Source organism: Clostridium sp. DL1XJH146 (genome assembly GCF_054819755.1).
Genome location: NZ_JBTVVN010000010.1, coordinates 17,495 through 40,893 on the forward strand (window position 1 = coordinate 17,495; position 23,399 = coordinate 40,893).

Below are 23,399 nucleotides of genomic sequence, written 5' to 3' on the forward strand. Positions count from 1 at the left end.
TTGAATAACATACCTATCGTCAATCAAATTTTTGGAAAATTCAAAACAATAATTTTTAGCAAATTAAATATTATTTTTATGCTAAGGCTGGTAGTTTTCAACATAAGATTAAGAATAAAAATTTCCATTATTTAAAAGTAGTTTATGACTAATAATATGATATAATATTGGTAGGTGGTGATATGGTGGAAAAAGAAATACTAGAAATATTGAAAAATATGCAGAGTGACATGAAGAATATGCAGAGTGACATGAAGAATATGCAGAGTGACATCAAAGAGGTTAAAATAAAACAAAATGAAACTTATCAAATAGTGAAAGCGCTAGAACATTCAGCGGAGGTAAATAAGGCTGAACACGATAAAATGGCTAATGATATAGTACATATTAAAGGTGAAATTGAAGCACTAAGAAAAGATTTGTCAACTGTTGAGATAGTTACAGCAAATAACTATGCAGATATAGCAAAATTAAAAGCAGCAAAATAATAGTACCTTTTATTGATATAGAAGGTACTTTTTATTTACTTAAAAAAAGAACAAAAGTTCGTATAAAATATGGGTTTTCCTTTTGAAATCTATTTGAATATAGTTTTAAATTATTATATTATAAATTTATAGAAAGAAATTGAAAGATTGTGGAATTTTTTAGAATAAATTTATCATTTATTAAATAATGAAAAGAGGAGTCTATATGTATTCTTCATCGGTAACACATATCAAACCAAATGTAATTGATTATTATAATAAAAAATCAGAGAAGGCTGGATTAAAACGAGAAGACACAAACATTAAATGTAGTGTTAGTCAAAACGAAATAGTTGAGATTTTTGCTAGGAAAAACTATCTTATTAAGGTAGCAGAGCCATTTTTATATGAATTATATCATTTTGTCGAAAACACAGGTTTTTTTCTAGAGCTACTAGATGAAAATGGTGTAATTCTTCATATGGTAGGTGACGATGCTATAGTTGAAATGGCTGAAAGTTATGGTATGAAGACTGGAGCTGATATGAGTATAGAAAGCGCTGGAACTAATGCTATTTCTGTTTGTTTAGGTGAAGATTTACCTTGTCAATTGGAAGGTAGTGATCATTTTCTATTTATTTTTAATAAATTCACTTGTTCTTGTGCTTCTATACATGATCAAAATGAAAAAATAATAGGTTTTGTTAATTTAAATGGTTACTCAGAAAATGTTCATAAGCATACATTAGGGCTAGTGGTAGCAGCGGTTAATTCAATAAAGAACCACCTTCTGTATGAAAGTAGCTTGCAGAAAATTGACATAGCCAATAGAGTAACTAATTCAGTTATTGAATCCATAAATTTGGGAATAGTTACTACAGATAAAAGGGGTAAAATAGTATTTATAAACTCCTTTGCAACTAAATTTTTAAAAGATTCCATGGCTATAGGTTACTACATATATGATTATTTTGTAGGAAATCAATTTAAGCAAAATATAATAGACTCAAAGGAACTTGAAAATGAACATTTTTTATTAAAATCATCTAATATGGAGATGGTTATAGACAGCCATTATATAATAAATATTGACGGGTCCTCTAATGGTTATGTAATGATAATAAAAACTGTTGACGATATAATACATATAGCGAATAAGTATTCAAACCTTCAAGCAAATTATTACTTTAAAGATATGGTTTGCGAAGATAGTATTATGAGAAATATAATTCGATATAGTAAAAAAATTGCCAATAGTCCTTCTGCAATATTGATAACAGGGGAGAATGGCGTTGGGAAGACAATGCTTGCAGAAGCAATTCACAATGAAAGCAATAAATCAAAAATGCCTTTTGTTGAAGTAAATTGTGAGATTAAGACAGAAGAAGAATTGCTATATGATTTATTTGGAAATAATAAAAATATAGATGAAAGAAAAAGTAAGTACTTAGGTAAACTTAACTCGTTTTTTAGTGGCACAATTCTTATTGAGGGAGTTAATTACATGTCTTTAGCTGTGCAAAAGAAATTATTGAATTATATAAAATCAACGAAATCTAATAACTCTATCATTAAAACAAGAATAATTAGCACAACTAGTATAGATTTAAAGAGGGAAGTTGAGATTGGAAATTTCAATATAGAATTATTTTATGAACTATCTGTAATACCTATAAATATTCCACCATTAAGGGAAAGACAAGCGGATGTGAAAGCTTTAATAGCATATTATTTGAAAGTAATATCTAATAGACATAAAAAGAAACTTGTACAACCAAAGCAGGAAGTTTTAGATGTTTTATATTCCTACAATTATGGAGGGAATATTACTGAACTTGAGAAAATTGTAGAGAGAATAGTTAGTTTAAATGGTGAATTGGAGTTTGACCTTACTCTTAAGGAAAACCAATATACAGAAAAAGAAATTATTAATTTTAAAATAGAGCAACTAACAATTGATAAGATAGAAGAGATTGCTATTAAGAATTGTCTTAAAAATAATAATTACAATTATAAATTATCTGCAAAAAAACTAGGTATAAGCAGAACGACTTTATATAATAAACTGAAGAAAATCAATAAAAAAGATAGTGTTTAATTATTGGACACTATCTTTTTTATATTCAAAAATGTGTACACTTTATTGTCAAGGGAATATTGTAAAGCTTTTAAAATAAGTTAAAATTAAAGTAGAAGTTAAATATTTAACAAATTGAGGAGTGGTATTATGGCACAAGCGTATTATTTTCCATCAAATGTTTTAATGGGTTCTGGAGCAATACAATTAATTCCAAATGAAGTTCAGAAATTAAATGTAAAAAAAGCAATCGTTGTTACAGATGAGATTCTAGTGAAAATTGGTGTTGTAGGTAAAGTTTTAGAAGTATTAGATAAAGCTAATATCGAATATTGCGTTTTTTCTGACGTTAAACCTAATCCTACTGTTAAAAATGTTAATGATGCATATCAATGTCTTAAAGAAAACCAATGTGATTTTGTAGTAAGCATAGGTGGAGGTTCTCCACAAGATACTGGTAAAGGAGTTGCAATTTTAGCAACTAATCCAGGAAACATAGTTGATTATGAAGGTGTAAATAAAACTAAAAATAAAGCTATTCCTATTGTTGCAATAAATACAACTGCAGGAACAGCAAGTGAAGCTACTATTAACTACGTAATTACTGATGAAGAGAGAAAAGTAAAAATGGTAATAGTTGATGCCAATTCTATTGCAACTGTAGCTGTAAATGATGCAGACCTTATGGTGGGTATGCCAGCTTCTTTGACTGCAGCAACTGGAATGGATGCATTGACTCACGCTATAGAAGGATACATTACAAAAGGAGCTACTCCATTTACAGATATGTTTAACTTAGAGGCTATAAAGGCAATTTCAGCTAGTCTTAAAGATGCCGTTATTAATGGAGGCGATATAAAGGCACGTGAAGCAATGGCTTATGGACAATTTGTAACAGGAATGGGATTTAGCAATGGTGGATTAGGTATAGTTCATTCAATGGCACATCAATTAGGTGGTTTTTATGATCTTCCTCATGGTGTATGTAATGCTATAATTCTTCCATATGTAACTGAGTATAATGTCAGTGAAGCAGGGGATAAGTTAAGAGCCGTTGCAGAAGCTATGGGTGTAAATACAGTAGGAATGAATACAGATGAAGCTAATAAAGCTTGTATAGAAGCAATCAAGACTCTTTCTAAAGCTGTAGGAATTCCAGAAGATTTTAAAGAATTAGGAGTAGATAAAAAAGATATTGAAACTCTAGCGGATTTGGCAATGGTGGATGCTTGTACTCCAGGAAATCCAAGAATACCAAGTAAAGAAGATATTATGGAGTTGTATAAGAAGGTTTTTTAAAGTCCGGTTTAAATATTTCTAATATCAAAGATTTGAAGTTATAGATAAGATATTAAAGTAGCTCATAGTGAGCTACTTTTTTTAAAAAAATATGAATATTTAACGATTAAATTTGTTGATTAAAGCAAGTGATATTGAAGCACTTTCTTAGAAGCCTTTAGGCTGGTTTTGCTAACAATACTCTAGATAGAAAAGATCTAGTTCTTTTATTTTTAGGATTAGAGAAAATTTCTTCAGGTACATTATCTTCTACAACATATCCTCCATCCATGAAGATAACACGGTCAGCTACTTCTTTGGCAAATGCCATCTCATGGGTAACAATAATCATTGTCATGCCATCGTCAGCTAGGTTTTTCATAACTTCTAAAACTTCACCAACTAACTCTGGGTCAAGTGCAGAAGTTGGCTCATCGAAAAGTAATACTTTAGGTTCCATGGCTAGTGCTCTTGCAATAGCAACCCTTTGCTGTTGTCCACCAGAAAGTGCATGAGGCATTACATCTGCTTTATCAACTAATCCAACTTTTTCTAATAACTTCATTGCTTTTTCTCTTGCTTCATTTTTGCTAATACCTTTTGTTAAAAGGGGTGCTAACATAATATTTTCTATTACGGTTTTCATAGGAAATAAGTTAAACTTTTGAAAAACCATTCCTAAGTCTTGTCTAGATAATTGTATATCAAAAGATTTATCCATCATATTTTCGTCATTATAGTATATATTTCCAGAAGTTGAGCTTTCTAATTGATTAATACATCTTAAAAAGGTACTTTTTCCAGACCCAGAAGGTCCAATTATACAAACAACTTCGCCTTCATCAACGTCTACATTAATATCCTTTAATACTTCTAATTCACCAAATTTTTTTGACAATTTTTCTATACGTATCATTTTGTTCCTCCCAATTTCATTTCAACAGATTTTTGAAGCACAATAAGCAATGAAATTAATGCAAGGTAGAAAACAGCACCTGTTGTATAAGCTTCTATAGTTTTGTAGCTTAATGCAGCATAATTTTGTATTTGCTTTGTGACTTCATTTACAACTATCACTGATAACAATGCTGTGTCTTTAACTGTAATAATGAATTGATTAAATAATGCTGGCAGCATTGATTTAAAGGCAGGAGGTACTATTAAATGCCATAATATCTGCCTCTTTGAAAGCCCAAGGGCAGCACCAGCTTCCCTTTGGCCATCATCTACTCCTTGCAGAGCACCTCTTACAATTTCGGAAATAAAAGCTCCAGAATTAAGTGAGATAACTACAATACCAGCAATATTGCTTGATAAATCAATATGAGTTATCCTCGGAACAACGTAATATACATATAAAGCTTGAACAATAAGAGGTGTTCCTCGAATAATCCATATATATATATTGGCTATGGTTTTAGCTATTTTATTTTCACATTGTAATGAATAGCCACCTAATGCTCCAATGATAAAACCAAGTAAAATTCCTGTAATTGCAATTAATAATGTAACAGATAATCCTCTAAATAGCATCGGTAATAATATTTCTAAGAATTCCATGTCATCACATCCCATTCGCTTTTATTTCTGTAGTTATATTACTTACACCATTTAGTGTTAATTTCATCCATTGTACCATTAGCTGTTAATTCTTCAATTGCTTCATTTAATATATCTACTAAATCAGCATTTTCTTCTGAGGCATCAAATGAAACAGCTACTGCATAAGGTGCTTGACCTTGGTTAAACTCGTCTCCTACCATTTCTAACTTTGTACCTTCTTTTGTTTTAATATAAAAGGCAATTCCTGGTGTATCTTGTAGTAGTGCATCAACTTTACCTTGTTCTAATGATTCATATGCAGTTGTAATTGTATCGTGAACTTCAATACTTTTTTCAGGAATATTAGCTTGAGCATATAAATGTGAAGCTGTTCCTTTTTCTACTGCTACTAAAAAGTCTCCTGATGCTAGAGCTTCTATTCCATCAATTCCTTCTGGGCTACTTTCTGTATTAATAACTGTTATTTGACCAGAATCATAATAAGTATCTGAAAAATTCATAACTTCTTTTCTTGTATCTGTTGCACATAAAGCGGCCATAGCTATATCTAATTTACCTTCTGCAACAGAAGTTGTTAAGGCTGAATAATCCATTGCCTGAACAGTATCATTATCTATTTCAAATCCTAATATATCTTGCAAAGCATATAAAAAGTCTAAGTCATAACCTATTAATGTTTTTCCCTCTTCATCATAGTATGAAAATGGAGCAAACAATCCTGAAGTTCCTACTTTAAGTACTTCACCTTCTAATGCACCTTCAATGCCTTCGGGTTCTTCTGAAGTTTCCTCTGAAGCGTTCTCGGTAGAAGCTTCTGTGTTTACTTCTTCATTATTACTTTTCTCACTACATCCTGTCACCATAAATACTGCTGTTAGTACCATACATAAGATAATTGTTAATTTTTTTAATTTCATACTAAATCCCTCCTGATATTTTATTGAGCCTTCTTTGAACCTTTTATTGTCAAAGAACACTTTGTTTTTGTTGTTGTAATTAAGTTTATAATTGTTAATGCATGAGTATATTATAGCAAAAATTATTAATTTGTCAAATATTAGTCACTAAAACTGCAAATATGTTAATAAAAATATAATTAGATAAACGTTTTCATAATAAAGGAAAAGTGATTGGAAACTATACTAAATTATGAATTGAATATTGCCCATATTTTATAAATAAAAACTAACTATTTAAACAATATCTTATAAATTGACAATTTTTTAAAACAAAGCTAAAAAGAAAAGGATATACATAACTATTGTCGAATATAATAAATGAGATTGCTTTAATTTATATATAATTTAAGTGAAAGTATCGTCTAAATTGAATTAAATATAATTTTAAACTTATAAAAATCGTAGTGATAGCAATATAGAATTAATTAAATTTTTAGGGGGTATAAGAATAATGCACGAATTACTAAAAAGATATATGGATATAGCACCTTATGTCAACGATTTCACTGAAGATGATTTAGCTGTTGCAATAAGTGATACAGAAAAGGTTATAAAGTGTATACCAGGTGATAATATTACGCTACGTGTTTCAGAAGGACAATTACTGAATGATGACCTAGCATTATTTCAATCAATAAAGGAAAGTAAAAAAGTTACGGTTCTAATATCGAATAGAAAAGATGTTGAGTCCACATTAGCTACAGCAATTCCTCTTAAAGATGAAGAAGGAGAAATTGTAGGAGCTATTGCTACAGTGAAAAGTGTTCAAGACAAAGAAGAGCTTTATGCTATTATTAAAACATTAGCAAGTTCCTTAAATGAAATGTCAAATTCAACATCCCAAATATCTTCTAGTGCTGATAAAATAGCAATTTCAGGAGAAGAGATGCTCTCTTATGTTAATAATTCTTTAGCAAAGGCAAAAGAAACTGATGAAATAGTAAGAAATGTACAACAAATTGCAAGACAAACTAATCTATTAGGTTTAAATGCCGCAATTGAAGCTGCTAGAGCTGGAAGTGCTGGTAGAGGTTTTGAGGTTGTAGCAAATGAAATACGAAATCTTGCAGTTTCAAGTGATGCATCAGTAAAAAAGATTGGTTATGTACTAGAAGAAATTCAAAAAAGTATCTCGCAAATATTTGAAATGCTTGAGAAAAATGGATCTTTAACACAAGAGCAAGCTGCAGGTACTGAAAAAATTACTGTAGAAATAAATGAATTATCTAAGTTAGCAGATAAATTGAATGAATTTGCGCATAAACTTTAAATGACAATACAAAAAATCCAGCCTCATAAATTTTGAGACTGGATTTTTTTAGTTGATACAAGTTAATTTTTAAGAATAAAAACCAATATTTATTATCCAAAAGGGTATTTGCAAGGAGACACAGGCGACTAATTTGTTATCACAGCGTCATTACTTGAACAATTTCCTTCAAGCGAACATAAAACATAGTATCGCTATCATAGGATTTGATAACGATATGGTCAGGTTTTACATCTACAAGGACCCCTTGAAGGTTTCCTCTAATGGTTTCAATAAGTAATGATTGACCTACCATTTCACATAATTTTTCTGTAAAATAAGGCTCTACTTCTATTGTGTATTGTAAAGATTGATTGTTTTGAAACGGTGGGATTTTATAGCAATTATTCTTCATCTCTCAGCTCCTAAATAATAAAATGTTTTCTTTTATTATAATATTTAAGAGGATAACTAATGTTACACCCAATCATTATAAAACTATAGTAATAAAACGAAGTATGAGCCTAGTCGAATTAATAAATTAGCTAAAAAACAGATAAATTTGGATTTCTACAAATTTATCTGTTTTCATAATTATTATTGTCTCGCTGGCCTATTTCCTTGAGGCATTTGTCCCTGCACTTCTCCGTCCACTTCTCCAGGTATTCCGCCTACATTACCCATACTAGAACCATTACCCTGTCCGTCATTGGTGCTAGGGATTTCTCCTGAAAGTTGCTGAGTTACATTTTCTACTCTTCCCTCTATAAAACTTATTAAACTTAAAGAGGTTCCTTGATCTTCGAATAAAGCTGTTTCAAATTCTTGGTAAGAGAAGAAAGCACTTGGGTCTTCTTCAACATAATCTTTTATCATATTGTAAACAGATTCTATTTTATCATTTATAGTGTCTTCTGCTAAATATCCTTCTGTTAGAATTTGTAGATATTCATGGTATTTCTCTACATATTCTTCATTTTCAAATATTGCTTCAACTAGTGGATAGTTTGACATTGCACCTGATACAGGCTCATCAATAAAGTGCTGTATTGCGTCTATATCAGAACCAGATGATTTTGAAAATCCATTAAATATCTCATTTAAATCCCAAGCAATCCATTCAAAAACTCCATCGTTATTATAAAGATAATAGTTATGGAACATTCCACCTTGATAACTATCATAATTGATAGTCATTGTACTAACAGCCAAATATTTTAAATAAGAATCCACATTAAATATTGAATCTAAATCTTCACCAGTATCTATTGCTTTTATTAAATCTGCTAAAGCTGCGTTATCATATTCGTCCATATCGTCAGGTACCATTCCTGTATAATCCATACCATCATCAGAGATATATGATAAATCTGAGCCTACACCTTGTTCAGGTTTGTATAATTCACCAGAATCATTGCCGAAATTTTCTTCTAAAAATGAATTATTAACTTGTTCTACTGCTAAATACAAACCATAATATTCTCCATTTATAGATAAAGCAACATAAGTAGTTTTTGAAGCTACGGCATCCAAATCGTCAAGCATTTCATATCCTATATACTCAGCCATCATTGTAGGGTCTTTGAAGATATTATTAAGATTGATTTTTTTAACGCCTAAAAAGTCTTGGTCATCTTCATAATAATTGAAGTCAATTTTGAAACTATATCTATCACTGTCACTTTTAGCTACTGAACTTAAGCTAGAATTACCCTTTGGTCTTATAGCTATGCTGTCGAAGGTATATCCGTTATAAGTTATATCAGCCATAACATATTCTTCGGCCGTAGCGTTATCAAGCATTCCTTGGTATACATCTTCATCAATTTCTATATTTACATCTACAACTTCATCGTGTGGGAAAATTACACTGTCCACAGTTGCATTTTCATCCTCTGGATTGGAATTTTGTGTAGTAGTTTCCGATTCTTCTGTTTCTTCCGTTTTTTCTGCTAGGTCTGTTGTTTGTGTTACTTCTGTGTTTGTAGTATCTTCTGTAGTGCTTGAGCATCCTACACTTAGTAAAGATGTTAATAGAGCCATTATTAGTATTAATGAGTATACACTCTTTTTCTTTGAAATAGTCATTTTATCACTTCTCCTTTTTTATTATGAATTATATTTTAAATTTTTAAGGTAGCATTTATTATTTGAATGATATATTAGTTAAATAATAAAGGATAAACCTTAAAATAAGCTTAAAGAAAAAATCTATATTGATTGTTTCACTCTGGGGTTAGACTAAGAGCGTTTGTTTGTATATATAAATTATTAATAATTGTTGAATTTTTCAGTTAAAATAATGATAACTATTATCGATTAATAAAAACTATGATATAATTAATTTAAGAAATAAGTTTATAAGCAATTGAATATGTAAATCATAGTAATGAAGAAATTAATGTTATAAGCTAAACTATAAATTAAAACTATTGATGAAGGGGTGTTTATTATGAAAGCTATTAATTTTGGAGCAGGTAATATAGGAAGAGGATTTATTGGGTATTTGATAAATAAATCTGGTTATAAAGTTTTTTTCGTAGACGTAAATGAAGCAGTGGTAAATTCTATAAATGAGCATAAGGAATATTCTGTAATAACCGTAGGAGATGAGATAGAGAGGGAGACGATTAAAGATGTTTCTGCTATAGATATGAAGGATATGGAGCTTTTAAGAGAAACAGTTTTAGATGCTGATTTGATAACAACTGCCGTTGGGGTAAATAATCTAAAGTACGTTGCAAAGGCTCTAAAGGATGCATTAAGATATAAAATGGATAAAAACAATTCTAAATTAGATATAATAGCTTGTGAAAATCTTTTGTTTGCGACAAATATTTTAAAAGAAGCTCTATTAGAGGGTGAAGATAAAGAATTTATAGACTATGTTGAGGAAACTGTAGGATTCCCTAATTGTACTGTTGATAGAATAGTGCCTAATATAGAGATAGAAAAGGAATTAGATATTGATGTAGCCGTTGAAAAGTTTTTTGAATGGGATATTGAAAAAGACAAAGTAAAAGTTAATAGTAATATTAATGGTGCAAGCTACGTTAATAATATTGAGTTTTATATGGAAAGAAAACTTTTTCTGCTAAATGGAGCACATGCTGCTACTGCTTATTTAGGATATAAAAAATCTTATAAGTATATCCATGAAGCCATAAAGGATAGTGAACTTAAGAGTACTGTTTTATGTTATCATGCTGAAGCCATTCATGCACTTAAAAATAAGTATGGTAAGGAAGCAGAAAATTTAAATGAATATTCAAAGAGAATAATTAAGAGATTTGAAAATAAATATCTTAAAGATGAAGTTACTCGTGTAGGAAGAGATCCTGTTAGAAAATTAGGCTACAATGATAGATTGATTACTCTTCTAAAATTGTGTGATAAATATAATTTGGAATCAAGTTGTATTACTACTATATTAGCTGCAGGGTATTCCTTCGAGTATGAAAAAGACGAAAAAGCTAAAGAAATACAAAGTTATATTGATAAATTTGGTATAAAAGAAGCCGTACTAAAATTTTCAGGGCTAGAAGATAAAGAGTATTTAGCAGACGACATTGTAAGAAAGATTTAGTAAGGTCTCTTGCAAAATTTAGAAAGGTACCGTGTATTAAATACTCCCAAAAGTGCTTGCCAACAAAACTGAAAAATCCAGCTTGATATAATTTGGAGCTGAATTTTTGATTTTAAAGCTTTTTTACTTGCCAGTGTAACTTGAATAAAAGTAAGAGAAATGGTTTAATAAATTAAAATAAACTTTTAAATTTATATTTGATATATGGAGGGCTGATACTTATTGCAAAAGTTAGAAAGAGATACAAAAGAAATTAATATAGGGAGAAAAGAGAATTTATTAATTCTATCATTTTTACCAGCAATTTTGATCATTTCGGCATTTTTACTGGATACTCCTGCTAATATTTTTGGAGGGCTATATGACATAATTTTAGCACCAGATATATTGTTGACAGATTATTTGGAAGTAGGAGGTATAGGGGCTACTTTTGTAAATGCAGCCTTGTTATCTGCAATTAATATTTTTATAATATATAAATTAAACTTGAAGGTGAATGGAGCTTTTATTGCAGCTATTTTTACTATAACTGGATTTTCATTTTTCGGGAAAAATATATTTAATATTTGGCCTGTATATTTAGGTGGATATTTGTATGTTAGATATCAGAAAATTGAATTTAAAAATGTTTTAGTTGCTATTATGTTTTCTACAGCTCTTGCTCCAATAGTAAGTGAAATGGCTTTTGGATTACAATTACCGATTCAAATTTCCATGCCCATAGGAATACTTGTTGGGGTATTTATAGGCTTTGTTATAACACCGTTATCATCTCATATGCTTAGAGTTCATGATGGTTATAATTTATATAATCTTGGTTTTACAGCAGGAATTTTAGGTATGCTCATTAACTCATTATTAAAAAGTTTTGGCCTTGTTATAGAACCACAGAATATTTTATCAACTGAATATGATTTGTTTTTGAAAATATTCTTTTTAATACTATTTATTATTTTAATAGTATTAGGATATTTTATTAATGGGAAAACCTTTAAAGGATACAAGAAAATTTTTAGATTTTCAGGAAGATTGGTTGCTGATTTTACACAACTTAGAGGATATGGTACAACGTATATAAATATGGGCATTATGGGTATAATATCATTGGCTTATGTGATAGTTTTAGGTGGAGTATTAAATGGACCTATTGTTGGCGCCTTATTAACGGTTGTTGGATTTGGAGCTTTTGGAAAACACCCTAAAAATGCACTGCCTATTATGATTGGAGTATTTCTAGCAGCTATTTTGAAAATATGGGATATTGATTCTACTGGAGTAATATTGGCTGGATTGTTTGGTACTACACTGGCTCCTATAGCTGGAGAGTATGGTCCGATTATGGGAATGGTGGCTGGTTTTTTACATTTGTCAGTTGTTATGAATGTAGGGGTAGTCCATGGAGGCATAAATTTATATAATAATGGTTTTTCAGGAGGACTTGTTGCAGCCATATTAGTACCTCTTATAGATGCTTTCAAGAAGGGAGATTGATTTTATGAGACATGAAGTTCAAAAAGTTGCAAAGATAGTTGATGAAATTATAAACTTTTGTTTTTTAAATTCATCAAAGAAAATGAATATATCTATTGAAGATAAAGAAGATGCTTTTATTATAGTTGCTGAGTCACATCAAGTGGATTGCAGTATTGAAAAAATAGAGAGAATTAAAGATTTGCTTAATGTTCAAAGACAAAGGGAAATGGAAGAATATTATTGGCAGTTAGCAGGAGAAGACATTAAAGGAGGAGAATTAAATTTAGTTGGAATGATGGTAGATGAAGTTTTTATTGAATTTAAATGTCCTTCGTTTAAAATAAAATTAGTAAGATATAAAAAATAAAGAAAAATTCCAGAGTTGTCCTGAAAATAAATATTATCTATTTTAACAAATTAGTACCTATGTTTACTTTGGACAAGGATAATTATATGTAGATTTTAGAATTTAAACTTATAACTGAGGTTGATAGTATAAAACTATTTTGGATGCCATTAAAAATATATTGTAAAGTAAAGCCTTTAATAAAAAAATTAGGGGCTTTTTTATTTTGAAAATAATAATATGCTTTAATCATGTTATTACATATTGACAAAGCAACGTTTACATTATAAAATGAATTTGTAATACAAATTTTATATATAAAACATATAAAAATAGTAATAAAAACAATATTGCAGTATATATAGAGTAAATATGTAGCGAAAATATATTAGTTGTAATACAAGTATTAATAATTTGTACTATAATTATAAAAGGTGGGCGAGGTAAAATGTTAATAAGCCAAGAATTAAGAAAAAAAGCACCAGAGATAGATTCTTTGAGAATTGGGTCAGGATGGAAGATTGAAGAACTTAGTAGACCACAGATTATCGTTGAAAGTACTTTTGGACATAGTCATCCTGGAAGTGCCCATTTAGACACTTTAGTAGAAAAAGCTTGCGCTGGAATAGTTGAGAAAGGTGGACGACCAGCAAAATATTTCGTAACAGATATGTGTGATGGAGAGGCACAAGGACATGATGGAATGAATTATTCTTTGGCATCAAGAGAAATGATTACTAATATGATTGAACTTCAAGTTAATGCAACACCTTTTGATGCAGGGGTTTTTATCACAAGTTGTGATAAATCAATGCCAGCTCATTTGATGGCAGCTGGAAGAATAAATATGCCAACAGTTATAGTACCAGGAGGGGTTATGAGTGCTGGCCCTGATATGCTTACTTTAGAGCAAATTGGAACTTATAGTGCTATGTATGAAAGAAAAGAGATAACAGAAGAAAAATTTAAATATTATAAACATAATGCTTGTCCAAGCTGTGGGGCTTGTTCATTCATGGGGACAGCGTCCACTATGCAAGTTATGGCAGAAGCTTTGGGAATGGCCATGCCAGGTACAGCACTAATACCTGCAGTAGATAAACATTTAAAAATTGCTGCAGAAAATGCAGGTAAGCATGCCTTGAAACTAGTTGAGATGGGAATAAAACCATCAGAAATTATGACTATGAAAGCTTTTGAAAATGCAATAATGGTACATGCAGCTATAGCTGGTTCTACTAATACTTTGTTACATATACCTGCCATAGCTCATCAATTGGGTATTGAAATCAATCCGGATATGTTTGACAAAATTCATAGAAAAATACCTTATATATTAAATATAAGACCAAGCGGTAAATATCCTGCAGAATATTTTTGGTACGCCGGTGGAGTTCCTGCTGTAATGGAAGAAATTAAAGAATTCTTACATTTAGATGTTTTGACTGTTACAGGAAAAACTTTAGGAGAGAATCTAGAGGAATTAAAAGAAAGTGGATATTATGAAACTTGCCATAAATATTTAGAAAAATTAAACTTAAAACCAGAAGATATTATAAAATCAAAAGTGAATCCAATACAAAAAGAAGGCGCAGTTGCAATTTTAAAAGGGAACTTAGCAGAAGAGGGTTCTGTAGTTAAACATTCAGCTATTTCTAAAAAGTTAATGAATGTGGTTTTAAAAGCTAAACCTTTTGATTGTGAAGAAGACGCTATGAAAGCAGTTTTAACAAAAGAAATTAAACCTGGTGATGCTGTATTTATAAGATATGAAGGGCCAAAAGGAACAGGAATGCCTGAAATGTTTTATACCACAGAAGCTATTGCATCAGACCCAGAATTAGTGGAAACTATAGCATTAATAACTGATGGAAGATATTCAGGAGCAACAAGAGGACCTGCAATTGGACACGTTTCGCCAGAAGCTTCAGAAGGTGGTGCAATTGCACTTGTTGAAGAAGACGACCTTATTGAAATAGATATTCCAAATAGGAAGCTGAACATTATTGGAGTAAAGGGTGAAGAAAAGACAGAAGAAGAAATTAAAAATATATTAAAGGCAAGAAAAGAAAAATGGGTAAAACCAGAGGCTAAATATAAATCTGGAACACTAGGTATATATACAAAATTGGCTGTTTCACCTATGAAGGGTGCATATATAGAATAATAAAAACCGTTTCGTAGATATAAAATTTGTTATAAATAAAAAACTGTAATTAAACAAAAATCCAGCTTCATAAAATTTGAAGTTGGATTTTTGTTTAATTTAAATTTGGATAACTATTTACCACATCAATCTGGTAATACTAATAGCAATAAGCCTAAGTATAGTATGATATTATTGATTTAAAGATTGAAATACTAAATACAAAGATTTAGACAATAATATTAGACGAGAAAAGGAGCAGAGAATATGGATAAAATAATCAATGATAATTTGATTGAATTAAATTTAGAGGAAACTAGTAAAATTGAAGTAATCGGTTTCATGGCTGATTTGTTATATAACGAAGGTAGATTAAATGAAAAGGAAAAATACATTAAGGCGGTTTTAGAAAGAGAAGAATTAACGAGTACAGCTGTAGGATTTGGAGTAGGGATACCCCATGGAAAAAGTAATTCAGTAAAAATTCCCTCTGTGGTTTTTGGCAGAAGTACAAAAGGTATCAAATGGGATGATACAGATGAGGCATTAGTAAATTTAGTGTTTTTACTAGCTATACCAGAAGCAGCAGCATCAAATCAACATTTAAAAATATTAGCAGCACTTTCTCGAAAATTAATGAATGATGAATTTAGGGAAATGCTATTAAATACTCAAGATGAAGAGGCTTTAATTAATGAATTACAAGAAATATTGGACAATGTTGAAAAATAGAATATTTAATTAAATGGCTATTATTTAAGATAATCATTATCTTTATTATATGATATTTTAAATTGAAGCTAAATTAATTGATATATATTTAATTGAAATTATAATAATTAATTAAATGGGAGGAATAATAATGAAAAATGAATTGAAAAATTTAAGAGGGTATCTCATGACGGGTGTATCTTATATGATACCTATGGTTGTAATTGGTGGAGTACTTATTGCTTTAGCTATTGCTTTAAGTGGTGTGGAAGCAGGTACTGGTGCTAATGTTACTGACCCGACTTTAAGTAAAATGCTTAATATTGGTGTAAAATCTTTCGGACTTATGGTTCCTATATTAGCAGGATTTATTGCCTTTGGTATTGCTGATAGACCAGGATTAGCTCCAGGTTTAGTAGGTGGAGCACTTTCAGCTGAATTAGGAGCTGGATTTTTAGGTGGTATATTAGCAGGTTTTGTAGCTGGATATGCTGCAAGATGGATGAAAACATGGAAAGTTCCTAAGCAAGTAAGAGCAATAATGCCTATATTCGTAATTCCACTTTTAGGATCTTTAATTGTTGGTGTAGTAATGTATATTGTTGGAGCTCCAATAAGTAGTTTAATGGCATCAATGACTGAAGGACTTAAAACAATGGGAGAAGGAAACGCTGTTTTATTAGCGGTAGTAATGGGAGCTATGATTGCCTTTGATATGGGTGGTCCTGTTAATAAAGTTGCTTTCTTATTCGCAGCAGCGATGATTTCAGAAGGAGTATATACAGTAATGGGACCAGTAGCAGTTGCTATCTGTATTCCGCCTTTAGCAATGGGAGTTGCAACATTCTTAAAACCTAAGAAATATTCACCATCTGAATTAGAAGCAGGAAAAGGATCATTCTTAATGGGATTTATCGGTATTACAGAAGGAGCAATTCCTTTTGCAGCAGCAGACCCAATAAGAGTTATACCTTCAATAGTTGTAGGGTCAGCAGTAGGTGCAGCAATAGCAGCTATTGGAAAAGTAGGAGACCACGCACCACATGGTGGACCGATTGTACTTCCTGTAGTAGATAACAGAATTATGTTTATTATAGCTGTAGTAGTAGGTGTAGCAGTAGCTGCATTAATGGTTAATTTCTTGAAAAAGGAATACACTGGAGATGAAAAAGTAGAAGAAAATACTACAGAAGAAATCGAAATAGATTTTAACTAATAATACTTTACTATAATACAATGAATAATATATAATTAATCCAAAGACTTTCTTGCCATTGCTGTGAAAGTCTTTGGATTAATTAAACGTTGTAAATTCAAAGAAATAGTTAAAAATTTATAATTAAAAAAAGAGAGGATAATATATATGAAAATATTAGGGATAACAGCATGTCCAACAGGAGTTGCCCATACTTACATGGCAGCAGAAGCATTAGAGAAAGCTTGCAAAGCTCGAGGTTATGAAGTTAAAGTTGAAACTCAAGGTTCAATTGGAATAGAAAATGAAATAACTAAGGAAGATATAGTGGGAGCAGATGTAGTTATACTTTCAAAGGATATTGCTATAAAAGGCAAAGATAGATTTAATGGTATACCTGTAGTTAATGTAAAGATAACTGATATTATAAAAAACACAAACCCATTATTAGATAAAGTTATAGCACACATAAATAAACTTAAATAAATAAATAAAGTTAAATAAATAAGTAAAATATTAACCGAAAATAAAGATTTTGTTAAATTTATAAAAAGACCACATTTAATTTTAATAGAGGTGGTTCTTTTTGTATATAGTATATTTTCAAGTTCGCTGGAGGAGTTAATTTAAGTTTTCAAAATTATATTTCAATCCTTACAGCAAAGGAGGTACCGATGGACCGATTAATGAAAATAACTATGCTTATATTAAAAAGCAAAGCTCCTATTACTACAGCTAAAATAGCGTCAGAACTAAATGTATCAAATAAAACTATAAGAAATGATTTAAATAAACTTCAGGATATCATAGAGAGAGAAGGATTAAAGTTAAATAAAAAAACTGGAGTAGGCAATTCAATAGAAGGGCCGGATAAAAATAAAAATCAATTACTGCAAAGTTTAAATAAGGAAGTAGACGGTGTAGAGCCTTTTTCCAAAGAAGGAAGACAAAACTATATACTTAAAAGACTTTTCATGGGAAACCAGAATATTACTGCTAGCAAACTTGCAGATGAGCTTTTTGTTTGCGTGGCTACAATTAATAAAGATTTAAAATATGTAAAAGAAAAAATAACTGATTTTGACTTGGAGCTTGTTAAAAAGAGTAATCATTCATTAGATATAGTTGGAACGGAAAAAAACTATAGAAATGCAATTGCTAGCTTGATTTTTCAATCATCGGAAGAAATTCAACATGTTCCTATAACAAAATATGAATATACAAGTAGAATAGACCAAAGTACTATGAATCAATTGCGTACACTTATGAATTTAGATTATTTGAAACTAGAAGAGTGTCTAAACAATTTAGAAAGAAAGCTTTCCTTCAAGTTTTCACAAGAAGCTTATATTTGTTTAATAATTCATATAGCAATAGCAATAAAAAGGATAAAAAGTGGTAAAGACGTATTGCTATCCTCGGAAATATTAGATAAATTAAAGAGAACAAAAGAATTCAAAGGTGCTAATGAAATAAGCGAAGAAATAGAGCGAAATTTTAATATTAAAATACCTGAACAGGAAATTGGATATATAACCTTACATATAATAGGAACTAAAATAGGAGAAAAAGATTTAGCAGAATTGACTTTTTCCATGGGAAATCAGGATGAAGTGGACCTAGAAGTAGAAATTGCTAATAATATTATTCAAGTTGCTAGTGATGCCCTACATATGAATTTAAAAGAGGATAAAATTTTGCTAAACGGGTTAATACTCCATCTTAGACCTACGATTAATAGGTTAAAATATGGATTAACCTTGAGGAATCCAATATTAGAAGAAATAAAAATAAATTATCCAGATATTTTTGGAATAGCTTGGATTACAAGTAGAGTGTTTGAAAAATACTTAGATGTAAAAGTACCAGAAGCAGAAATTGGCTATATAGCTATGCATCTTGGAGCATCTATTGAAAGAAATAGAAAAAGAATAAAAATTTTAGTGGTTTGCCATAGTGGAATAGGGACTTCCCAACTTTTATCAGCCAGATTGGAAAGAAGCTTTAAAGAATTAGAAATTATAGGAATAACTTCATCAGTAAATTTATTCGATGAAAAATACCAAAAGGCTGAGATTATTATATCTACAATACCTTTAAAAACAAATAAACCTGTACTAATTATAAGTCCTTTATTTACAAAAGTTGATATTAACAAGGTGCAGAGAATGATAGATATCTTTGAGGCAAAGAAGAATACGAAAAATCCTAAAGAAATTATTGCAAAGGAAGTATTCAGTAGGAGTAAAAAATTTTCTAATAGAAATGAATTGATTAATGATATATGTAAAAGCTTAGAAAAAAGACAATATATATATAAAGGATTTAAAGATGATGTTATTGAAAGAGAAAATATAATGGCAACGGAGGTAGGTCAAGGAATTGTTATACCTCATGGCAAACCTAGCGAAGTTGAAAAATCTTGTGTATCCCTAACTATATTAAAAAAACCAATTTTATGGGATAAGGAGAAAGTTGAGTTTATATTTATGATATGTTTAACTGAAAAAGATTTAAAGTATGCAAGAAAGTTCTTTAAAAATTTAAGTGATAATATGGATGATACAGAGTTTATCCATAATTTGAGAAAAGGTACAGATAAAGCTCATACAATACTAGAAGGTATGTTAAATAATTTAGAAAGTTAGTGTGGTCCAATTCGATACTTTTTACTTTATTTAAATGGTCTATCTCAATTGTGTGTTTTGAGATAGACCATGTATAAGACTGTTATATGTGATCAATACCGATGTATCGGTGATACGAAAGATTACTGATTTTTATAGAAGTTTTCTAAACTATTTCCTTGCGACAGTTAATTCTTTTTTTAATGCATTGCAGAAGAATATAGATTCTATTCCAAGAGCAATGAATTGAAATCCTTGTTCAACTCTTATTTTGGCTTGCTCTCCATTCATAGCGAATACTCCTGCAGCTTTGCCATTTTCTTTGCATATTTTCAGGATTTTTTCTGCTGCTTCTTCAATAGGCTCTGAAGATAATTGGCCTGGGATGCCTAAAGATTGTGACATATCAAAAGGACCAAAGAATATTACATCTACTTCAGGTGTTTTAGCGATTTCTGCTAGGTTATCTAATCCTTCCTTTGATTCACATTGAACTATTATCATTGTTTCATTATTTGAACTTTTGAAGTATTCTAAAGGGTCATTTCCAGTTCCGTAGTCGGCAGCTCTTGCTAATGTTACACCTCTAGTACCAAGAGGAAAGTATTTAGTTGAGGATACTATATGTTCTGCGACTTTTTTATCATTTACCTGTGGTACTAGAATACCGTGGGCTCCAATATCTAAGTTTCTTAAGATTGTTGTTGTAGAAGGTTCCGTAATTCTAACTATTGGTGTTATTCCTTTTGATTCTGCAGCTCTTATTAATCCTATTGAGCTTTCAATACTTCCAGGACCGTGTTCAGTATCAATGATGACAAAATCGAAGCCGGATAAAGCGATTAGTTCTACTACTTCTGGAGAATTTAACATTGTAAATGTGCCAAATTTTGTTTCGCCATTTTTTAATGCTTTTTTTAGTTTGTTTTTAAACATTTAATATTCCTCCCTTTTCGAATTCTTTTTTACTTTCAATAAAAACATCATATCTTTATATGATAATTTATTCTATATTATGGTATTGATTTCTCAATATCATAATATAGGAAATTGTGGTTAATTTCAATTTATTTATTGGGAAAAAGGATAATTTTATATGGAATAAAACATTATTTTTCTAAAAAAAAAGATGGCATTTATACTAATTACGAGTAATTGTATAGCCATCATTTTTATAAAAGCATTTAATTTTTATAAAGCTATTTATTCTTAGGTTTTGCAGTTGAAGCTCTAGGTACTAAAGTTACAGGGATAACCATGCGCATATTATGAAGTTCTTGATTTGTTATTATTTGATGCAAAGTTGTAACTGTAGTTTCGCTTATTGCTTTAACATTAGTATCTATGGTACTGAGTTGAGGAAATATATATTCTGATTGTGATATATTATCAAAGCCTATTACGCTAATGTCATCTGGTACTTTTAAGCCTTTCTCATTTATAGCTCTAATGGCACCTAGTGCAGTTGCATCGTTAAATGCAAATATTGCTGTAGGAAGTTCACTGTTATTAGAGAGTATATCTTTCATTTGGAGAAAGCCAGACTCTGCTTCCCAAGTAGTGGTTCTAATAAAATCTTCGTTAAATTTAATATCATACTCATCTAAAGCTGCCCTAAATCCTAGGAATCTGTAGTAACAAGATTTATCTTGAGGCAATCCTTTTAAAACTCCGATTTTTTTATGCCCCAAATCAATTAAATGTTTTGTAGCTTCATATCCACCAGAAAAATTATTTGGGATAACAAGTACTCCGTTGTCATACTCATTATTTACTACTACAAAAGGTATATCTGTTGAAGCCACATAATCAATATGGTTTTTTTCTACACCAAAACTAGCAAAAATTATTCCTGCAAAGGAGTATTTTTTTAATAGCTCTTCTATGTTGTCTTCAGGGCTGATAGTAGAATAAATAGTTTTATAACCTTTTTTCTTTAATTCATTTTCGATATAATAAAACAATGAAGAATAGAAAGGTTGAGTAAGTCTATCGGCGTTATTTTTCGTTTTTGCTAAAAAGAACAATATTGTATCACTATCAGAGGAGTCATCGTTGTTAGAAGAAGTTTTATTCTTACTAATTATTTTTGCTCCTATACCTGGTTGTTTGACTATTATGCCGTCAGATACAAGCAAATCTAGTGCCTTACGTACCGTTGTTCTTTCTACAGAATACATAGTTCCTATTTCTCTTTCGCTTGGTAGAAGAGAATTTATAGTAAATACGTTATTGTATATTTTTTCTAACAAGTCTTCGTATACAGCTACATATCTGTATTTTTTACTTAGGTTATCATTACGCATAAAAGAACACCTTTCCAAATATCATTAATTTTATTATACAAAAATAAATATTAAAATACAATTTATTATTATATGATTAACATAATTGTTTTATTTGATAATTATTTACTCATATTAATTGCTTCGACTAAAAGATCGTTTGTTACAGGTCTTGGATTACAAGTTATGTGTCCTGTAGAATTTTTAATATTTTCTAGAACTTCATCCATATCTAGATTTTCTGGTAAATATGGAGTAAGACTGTCAGGAGCGCCGATCGCACTTCTAATTTCTTTAACTCTCTCTATAGCGAGTTTAGCATTTTCCAAATCTGAAAGTTCGTGATTATAAACATCTAATGCTTTAGAGATATCAACATATTTTTTAGTAGAGTATTCAAGATTTAATTCCATTGCAGTTGTAATTAGTATAGAACATGCATCTCCATGAGGGATTTTTAACATAGCACCTAATGGTTGCGCGATAATATGAGCAATTCCTATACCAGCTGCAATAGCACATCCGCCAAAGTAGCTACCTAAAAGCATTTCTAGTCTAGCGTCTAAATTATCAGGTTCATTACAACATGTAATTAGATTTTTGTTTATTAATTCTATTGCTTTAAGTCCGGCCATTTCAGAAAAATGGTTTGCGTTTAATGAAACGTAAGATTCGATTGCATGACTTAAGGCATCCATACCTGTAGCAGAAGTTATTTTTTTGTTAAGGCCAGCAGTTAATGTAGGGTCTAAAATTACTATATCAGCAATCATATTAGTGTGATAAACACTTTTCTTTAATTTGTTATAATTGTTTGTTATAACACTAACCTTTGTAGCTTCAGCGCCTGTTCCGGAAGTGGTTGGTACAGAAATTAGAGTAGGGCATAGTTCGGTAACTTGTTTACCATCCATTTGGTATTCTTCAATAAGTCCACCATTTGTAGACAACATTCCTATAGCTTTTGCAGTATCTAAAACACTTCCTCCTCCAACTGCAACAACACAATCACAATCGTTTTCTAGATAAGCATCTCTTCCTTTATTGATTATGAATAAATCGGGCTCGGTATTTACTTGATAAGAAAAATAATCTATACCGTTACTTTTTAAATCTTCCATTATGTCTACACATATTTTATTTGATGCATCAAAAATAGTAAGAAAAGCTTTTTTTAGTTTGTTAGTATTAAGTATTGTAGTTAGTTCTTTAATAGTATTTTCCCCGTAAAAAACCTGTCTGTTGTTTAGTAATTCCATATTAAAACATCTCCTTTTATAATTACCTATAGTCAATATGTATATACATATAGCATACAGGTGTTTTAAATAATATGATACATGTATCTACATAATAAACCATCTAGTGAGGGGTGTCAATGACAATTTTAATATTTTTTATTCTTTTATCATGTCAGTAGATTAAGTGGAAAATAAC

General features: G+C 30.2%; 20 protein-coding genes. 12 read left to right on the forward strand and 8 right to left on the reverse strand.

The genetic code is table 11. From position 1 onward, the window contains the following. Positions 1–182: 182 nt before the first annotated feature. From ACVHXK_RS06790 to ACVHXK_RS06800, 3 genes are all read left to right on the forward strand, one after another. Positions 183–488 carry a hypothetical protein gene (locus ACVHXK_RS06790; RefSeq protein WP_461205616.1) on the forward strand — a complete coding sequence of 102 codons (306 nt, stop codon included), beginning with the start codon at positions 183–185 and terminating at the stop codon, positions 486–488. 205 nt (positions 489–693) lie between these two features. Then, positions 694–2,565: a sigma-54-dependent Fis family transcriptional regulator gene (locus ACVHXK_RS06795; protein WP_461205617.1), complete on the forward strand. Its 1,872-nt coding sequence runs from the start codon at positions 694–696 to the stop codon at positions 2,563–2,565. Between the two features lie 129 nt (positions 2,566–2,694). Further along, entirely contained in the window at positions 2,695–3,843 is a 1,149-nt protein-coding gene (locus tag ACVHXK_RS06800) for an iron-containing alcohol dehydrogenase (RefSeq protein ID WP_461205618.1), read from the forward strand. 157 nt (positions 3,844–4,000) lie between these two features. Here ACVHXK_RS06800 and ACVHXK_RS06805 read toward each other — a convergent pair whose 3' ends face one another. Genes ACVHXK_RS06805 through ACVHXK_RS06815 form a run of 3 tightly spaced genes read right to left on the reverse strand, consistent with a single transcriptional unit; the run spans position 4,001 to position 6,302 of the window. Next, on the reverse strand, positions 4,001–4,738 hold the full coding sequence (locus ACVHXK_RS06805) for an amino acid ABC transporter ATP-binding protein (protein WP_461205619.1): 738 nt from the start codon (positions 4,736–4,738) through the stop codon (positions 4,001–4,003). Continuing rightward, positions 4,735–5,382: an amino acid ABC transporter permease gene (locus ACVHXK_RS06810; RefSeq protein ID WP_461205620.1), complete on the reverse strand. Its 648-nt coding sequence runs from the start codon at positions 5,380–5,382 to the stop codon at positions 4,735–4,737. The genes ACVHXK_RS06805 and ACVHXK_RS06810 overlap by 4 nt, the downstream gene beginning before the upstream one ends. 38 nt (positions 5,383–5,420) lie before the next feature. Further along, the gene (locus ACVHXK_RS06815) at positions 5,421–6,302 is read right to left on the reverse strand and encodes a substrate-binding periplasmic protein (protein WP_461205621.1); all 882 of its coding nucleotides are present in this window, start codon (positions 6,300–6,302) and stop codon (positions 5,421–5,423) included. 493 nt (positions 6,303–6,795) lie between these two features. Here ACVHXK_RS06815 and ACVHXK_RS06820 point away from each other — a divergent pair, with 493 nt between their 5' ends. Further along, positions 6,796–7,614 carry a methyl-accepting chemotaxis protein gene (locus ACVHXK_RS06820; RefSeq protein WP_461205622.1) on the forward strand — a complete coding sequence of 273 codons (819 nt, stop codon included), beginning with the start codon at positions 6,796–6,798 and terminating at the stop codon, positions 7,612–7,614. A gap of 139 nt (positions 7,615–7,753) precedes the next feature. On the opposite strand, the gene ACVHXK_RS06825 is transcribed toward ACVHXK_RS06820, so the two are convergent. Then, positions 7,754–8,008, reverse strand: coding sequence for a DUF2642 domain-containing protein (locus ACVHXK_RS06825; protein ID WP_461205623.1), 255 nt, complete (start codon positions 8,006–8,008; stop codon positions 7,754–7,756). Between the two features lie 182 nt (positions 8,009–8,190). Further along, entirely contained in the window at positions 8,191–9,681 is a 1,491-nt protein-coding gene (locus ACVHXK_RS06830; protein WP_461205624.1) for a CotH kinase family protein, read from the reverse strand. Positions 9,682–10,045: 364 nt separating this feature from the next. Here ACVHXK_RS06830 and ACVHXK_RS06835 point away from each other — a divergent pair, with 364 nt between their 5' ends. The 8 genes from ACVHXK_RS06835 to ACVHXK_RS06870 all read left to right on the forward strand — a co-directional run bounded on the left by ACVHXK_RS06835 (position 10,046) and on the right by ACVHXK_RS06870 (position 19,698). Further along, positions 10,046–11,179, forward strand: a complete 1,134-nt coding sequence (locus ACVHXK_RS06835) for a mannitol-1-phosphate 5-dehydrogenase (RefSeq protein WP_461205625.1) — start codon at positions 10,046–10,048, stop codon at positions 11,177–11,179. Positions 11,180–11,401: 222 nt separating this feature from the next. Then, entirely contained in the window at positions 11,402–12,670 is a 1,269-nt protein-coding gene (locus ACVHXK_RS06840) for a DUF1576 domain-containing protein (protein ID WP_461205626.1), read from the forward strand. A 4-nt stretch (positions 12,671–12,674) separates the two neighbouring features. Further along, entirely contained in the window at positions 12,675–13,019 is a 345-nt protein-coding gene (locus ACVHXK_RS06845) for a hypothetical protein (protein ID WP_461205627.1), read from the forward strand. 427 nt (positions 13,020–13,446) lie between these two features. Then, entirely contained in the window at positions 13,447–15,165 is a 1,719-nt protein-coding gene (gene ilvD, locus ACVHXK_RS06850; RefSeq protein WP_461205628.1) for a dihydroxy-acid dehydratase, read from the forward strand. 246 nt (positions 15,166–15,411) lie between these two features. Further along, the gene (locus tag ACVHXK_RS06855; RefSeq protein WP_461205629.1) at positions 15,412–15,876 is read left to right on the forward strand and encodes a PTS sugar transporter subunit IIA; all 465 of its coding nucleotides are present in this window, start codon (positions 15,412–15,414) and stop codon (positions 15,874–15,876) included. A gap of 130 nt (positions 15,877–16,006) precedes the next feature. Further along, the gene (locus ACVHXK_RS06860; protein WP_461205630.1) at positions 16,007–17,071 is read left to right on the forward strand and encodes a PTS fructose transporter subunit IIC; all 1,065 of its coding nucleotides are present in this window, start codon (positions 16,007–16,009) and stop codon (positions 17,069–17,071) included. A gap of 147 nt (positions 17,072–17,218) precedes the next feature. Next, positions 17,219–17,536, forward strand: coding sequence for a PTS fructose-like transporter subunit IIB (locus ACVHXK_RS06865; protein WP_461205631.1), 318 nt, complete (start codon positions 17,219–17,221; stop codon positions 17,534–17,536). Between the two features lie 188 nt (positions 17,537–17,724). Next, complete coding sequence (locus ACVHXK_RS06870) at positions 17,725–19,698, forward strand: BglG family transcription antiterminator (RefSeq protein ID WP_461205632.1); 1,974 nt, start codon at positions 17,725–17,727, stop codon at positions 19,696–19,698. A 150-nt stretch (positions 19,699–19,848) separates the two neighbouring features. Here the strand turns inward: ACVHXK_RS06870 and ACVHXK_RS06875 are convergent, their stop codons facing one another. The 3 genes from ACVHXK_RS06875 to ACVHXK_RS06885 all read right to left on the reverse strand — a co-directional run bounded on the left by ACVHXK_RS06875 (position 19,849) and on the right by ACVHXK_RS06885 (position 23,221). Next, positions 19,849–20,613, reverse strand: a complete 765-nt coding sequence (locus ACVHXK_RS06875) for an HpcH/HpaI aldolase family protein (protein ID WP_461205633.1) — start codon at positions 20,611–20,613, stop codon at positions 19,849–19,851. Between the two features lie 263 nt (positions 20,614–20,876). Then, on the reverse strand, positions 20,877–21,983 hold the full coding sequence (locus tag ACVHXK_RS06880; protein ID WP_461205634.1) for a substrate-binding domain-containing protein: 1,107 nt from the start codon (positions 21,981–21,983) through the stop codon (positions 20,877–20,879). Between the two features lie 101 nt (positions 21,984–22,084). After that, the gene (locus tag ACVHXK_RS06885; protein ID WP_461205635.1) at positions 22,085–23,221 is read right to left on the reverse strand and encodes an iron-containing alcohol dehydrogenase; all 1,137 of its coding nucleotides are present in this window, start codon (positions 23,219–23,221) and stop codon (positions 22,085–22,087) included. Positions 23,222–23,399 lie beyond the last annotated feature (178 nt).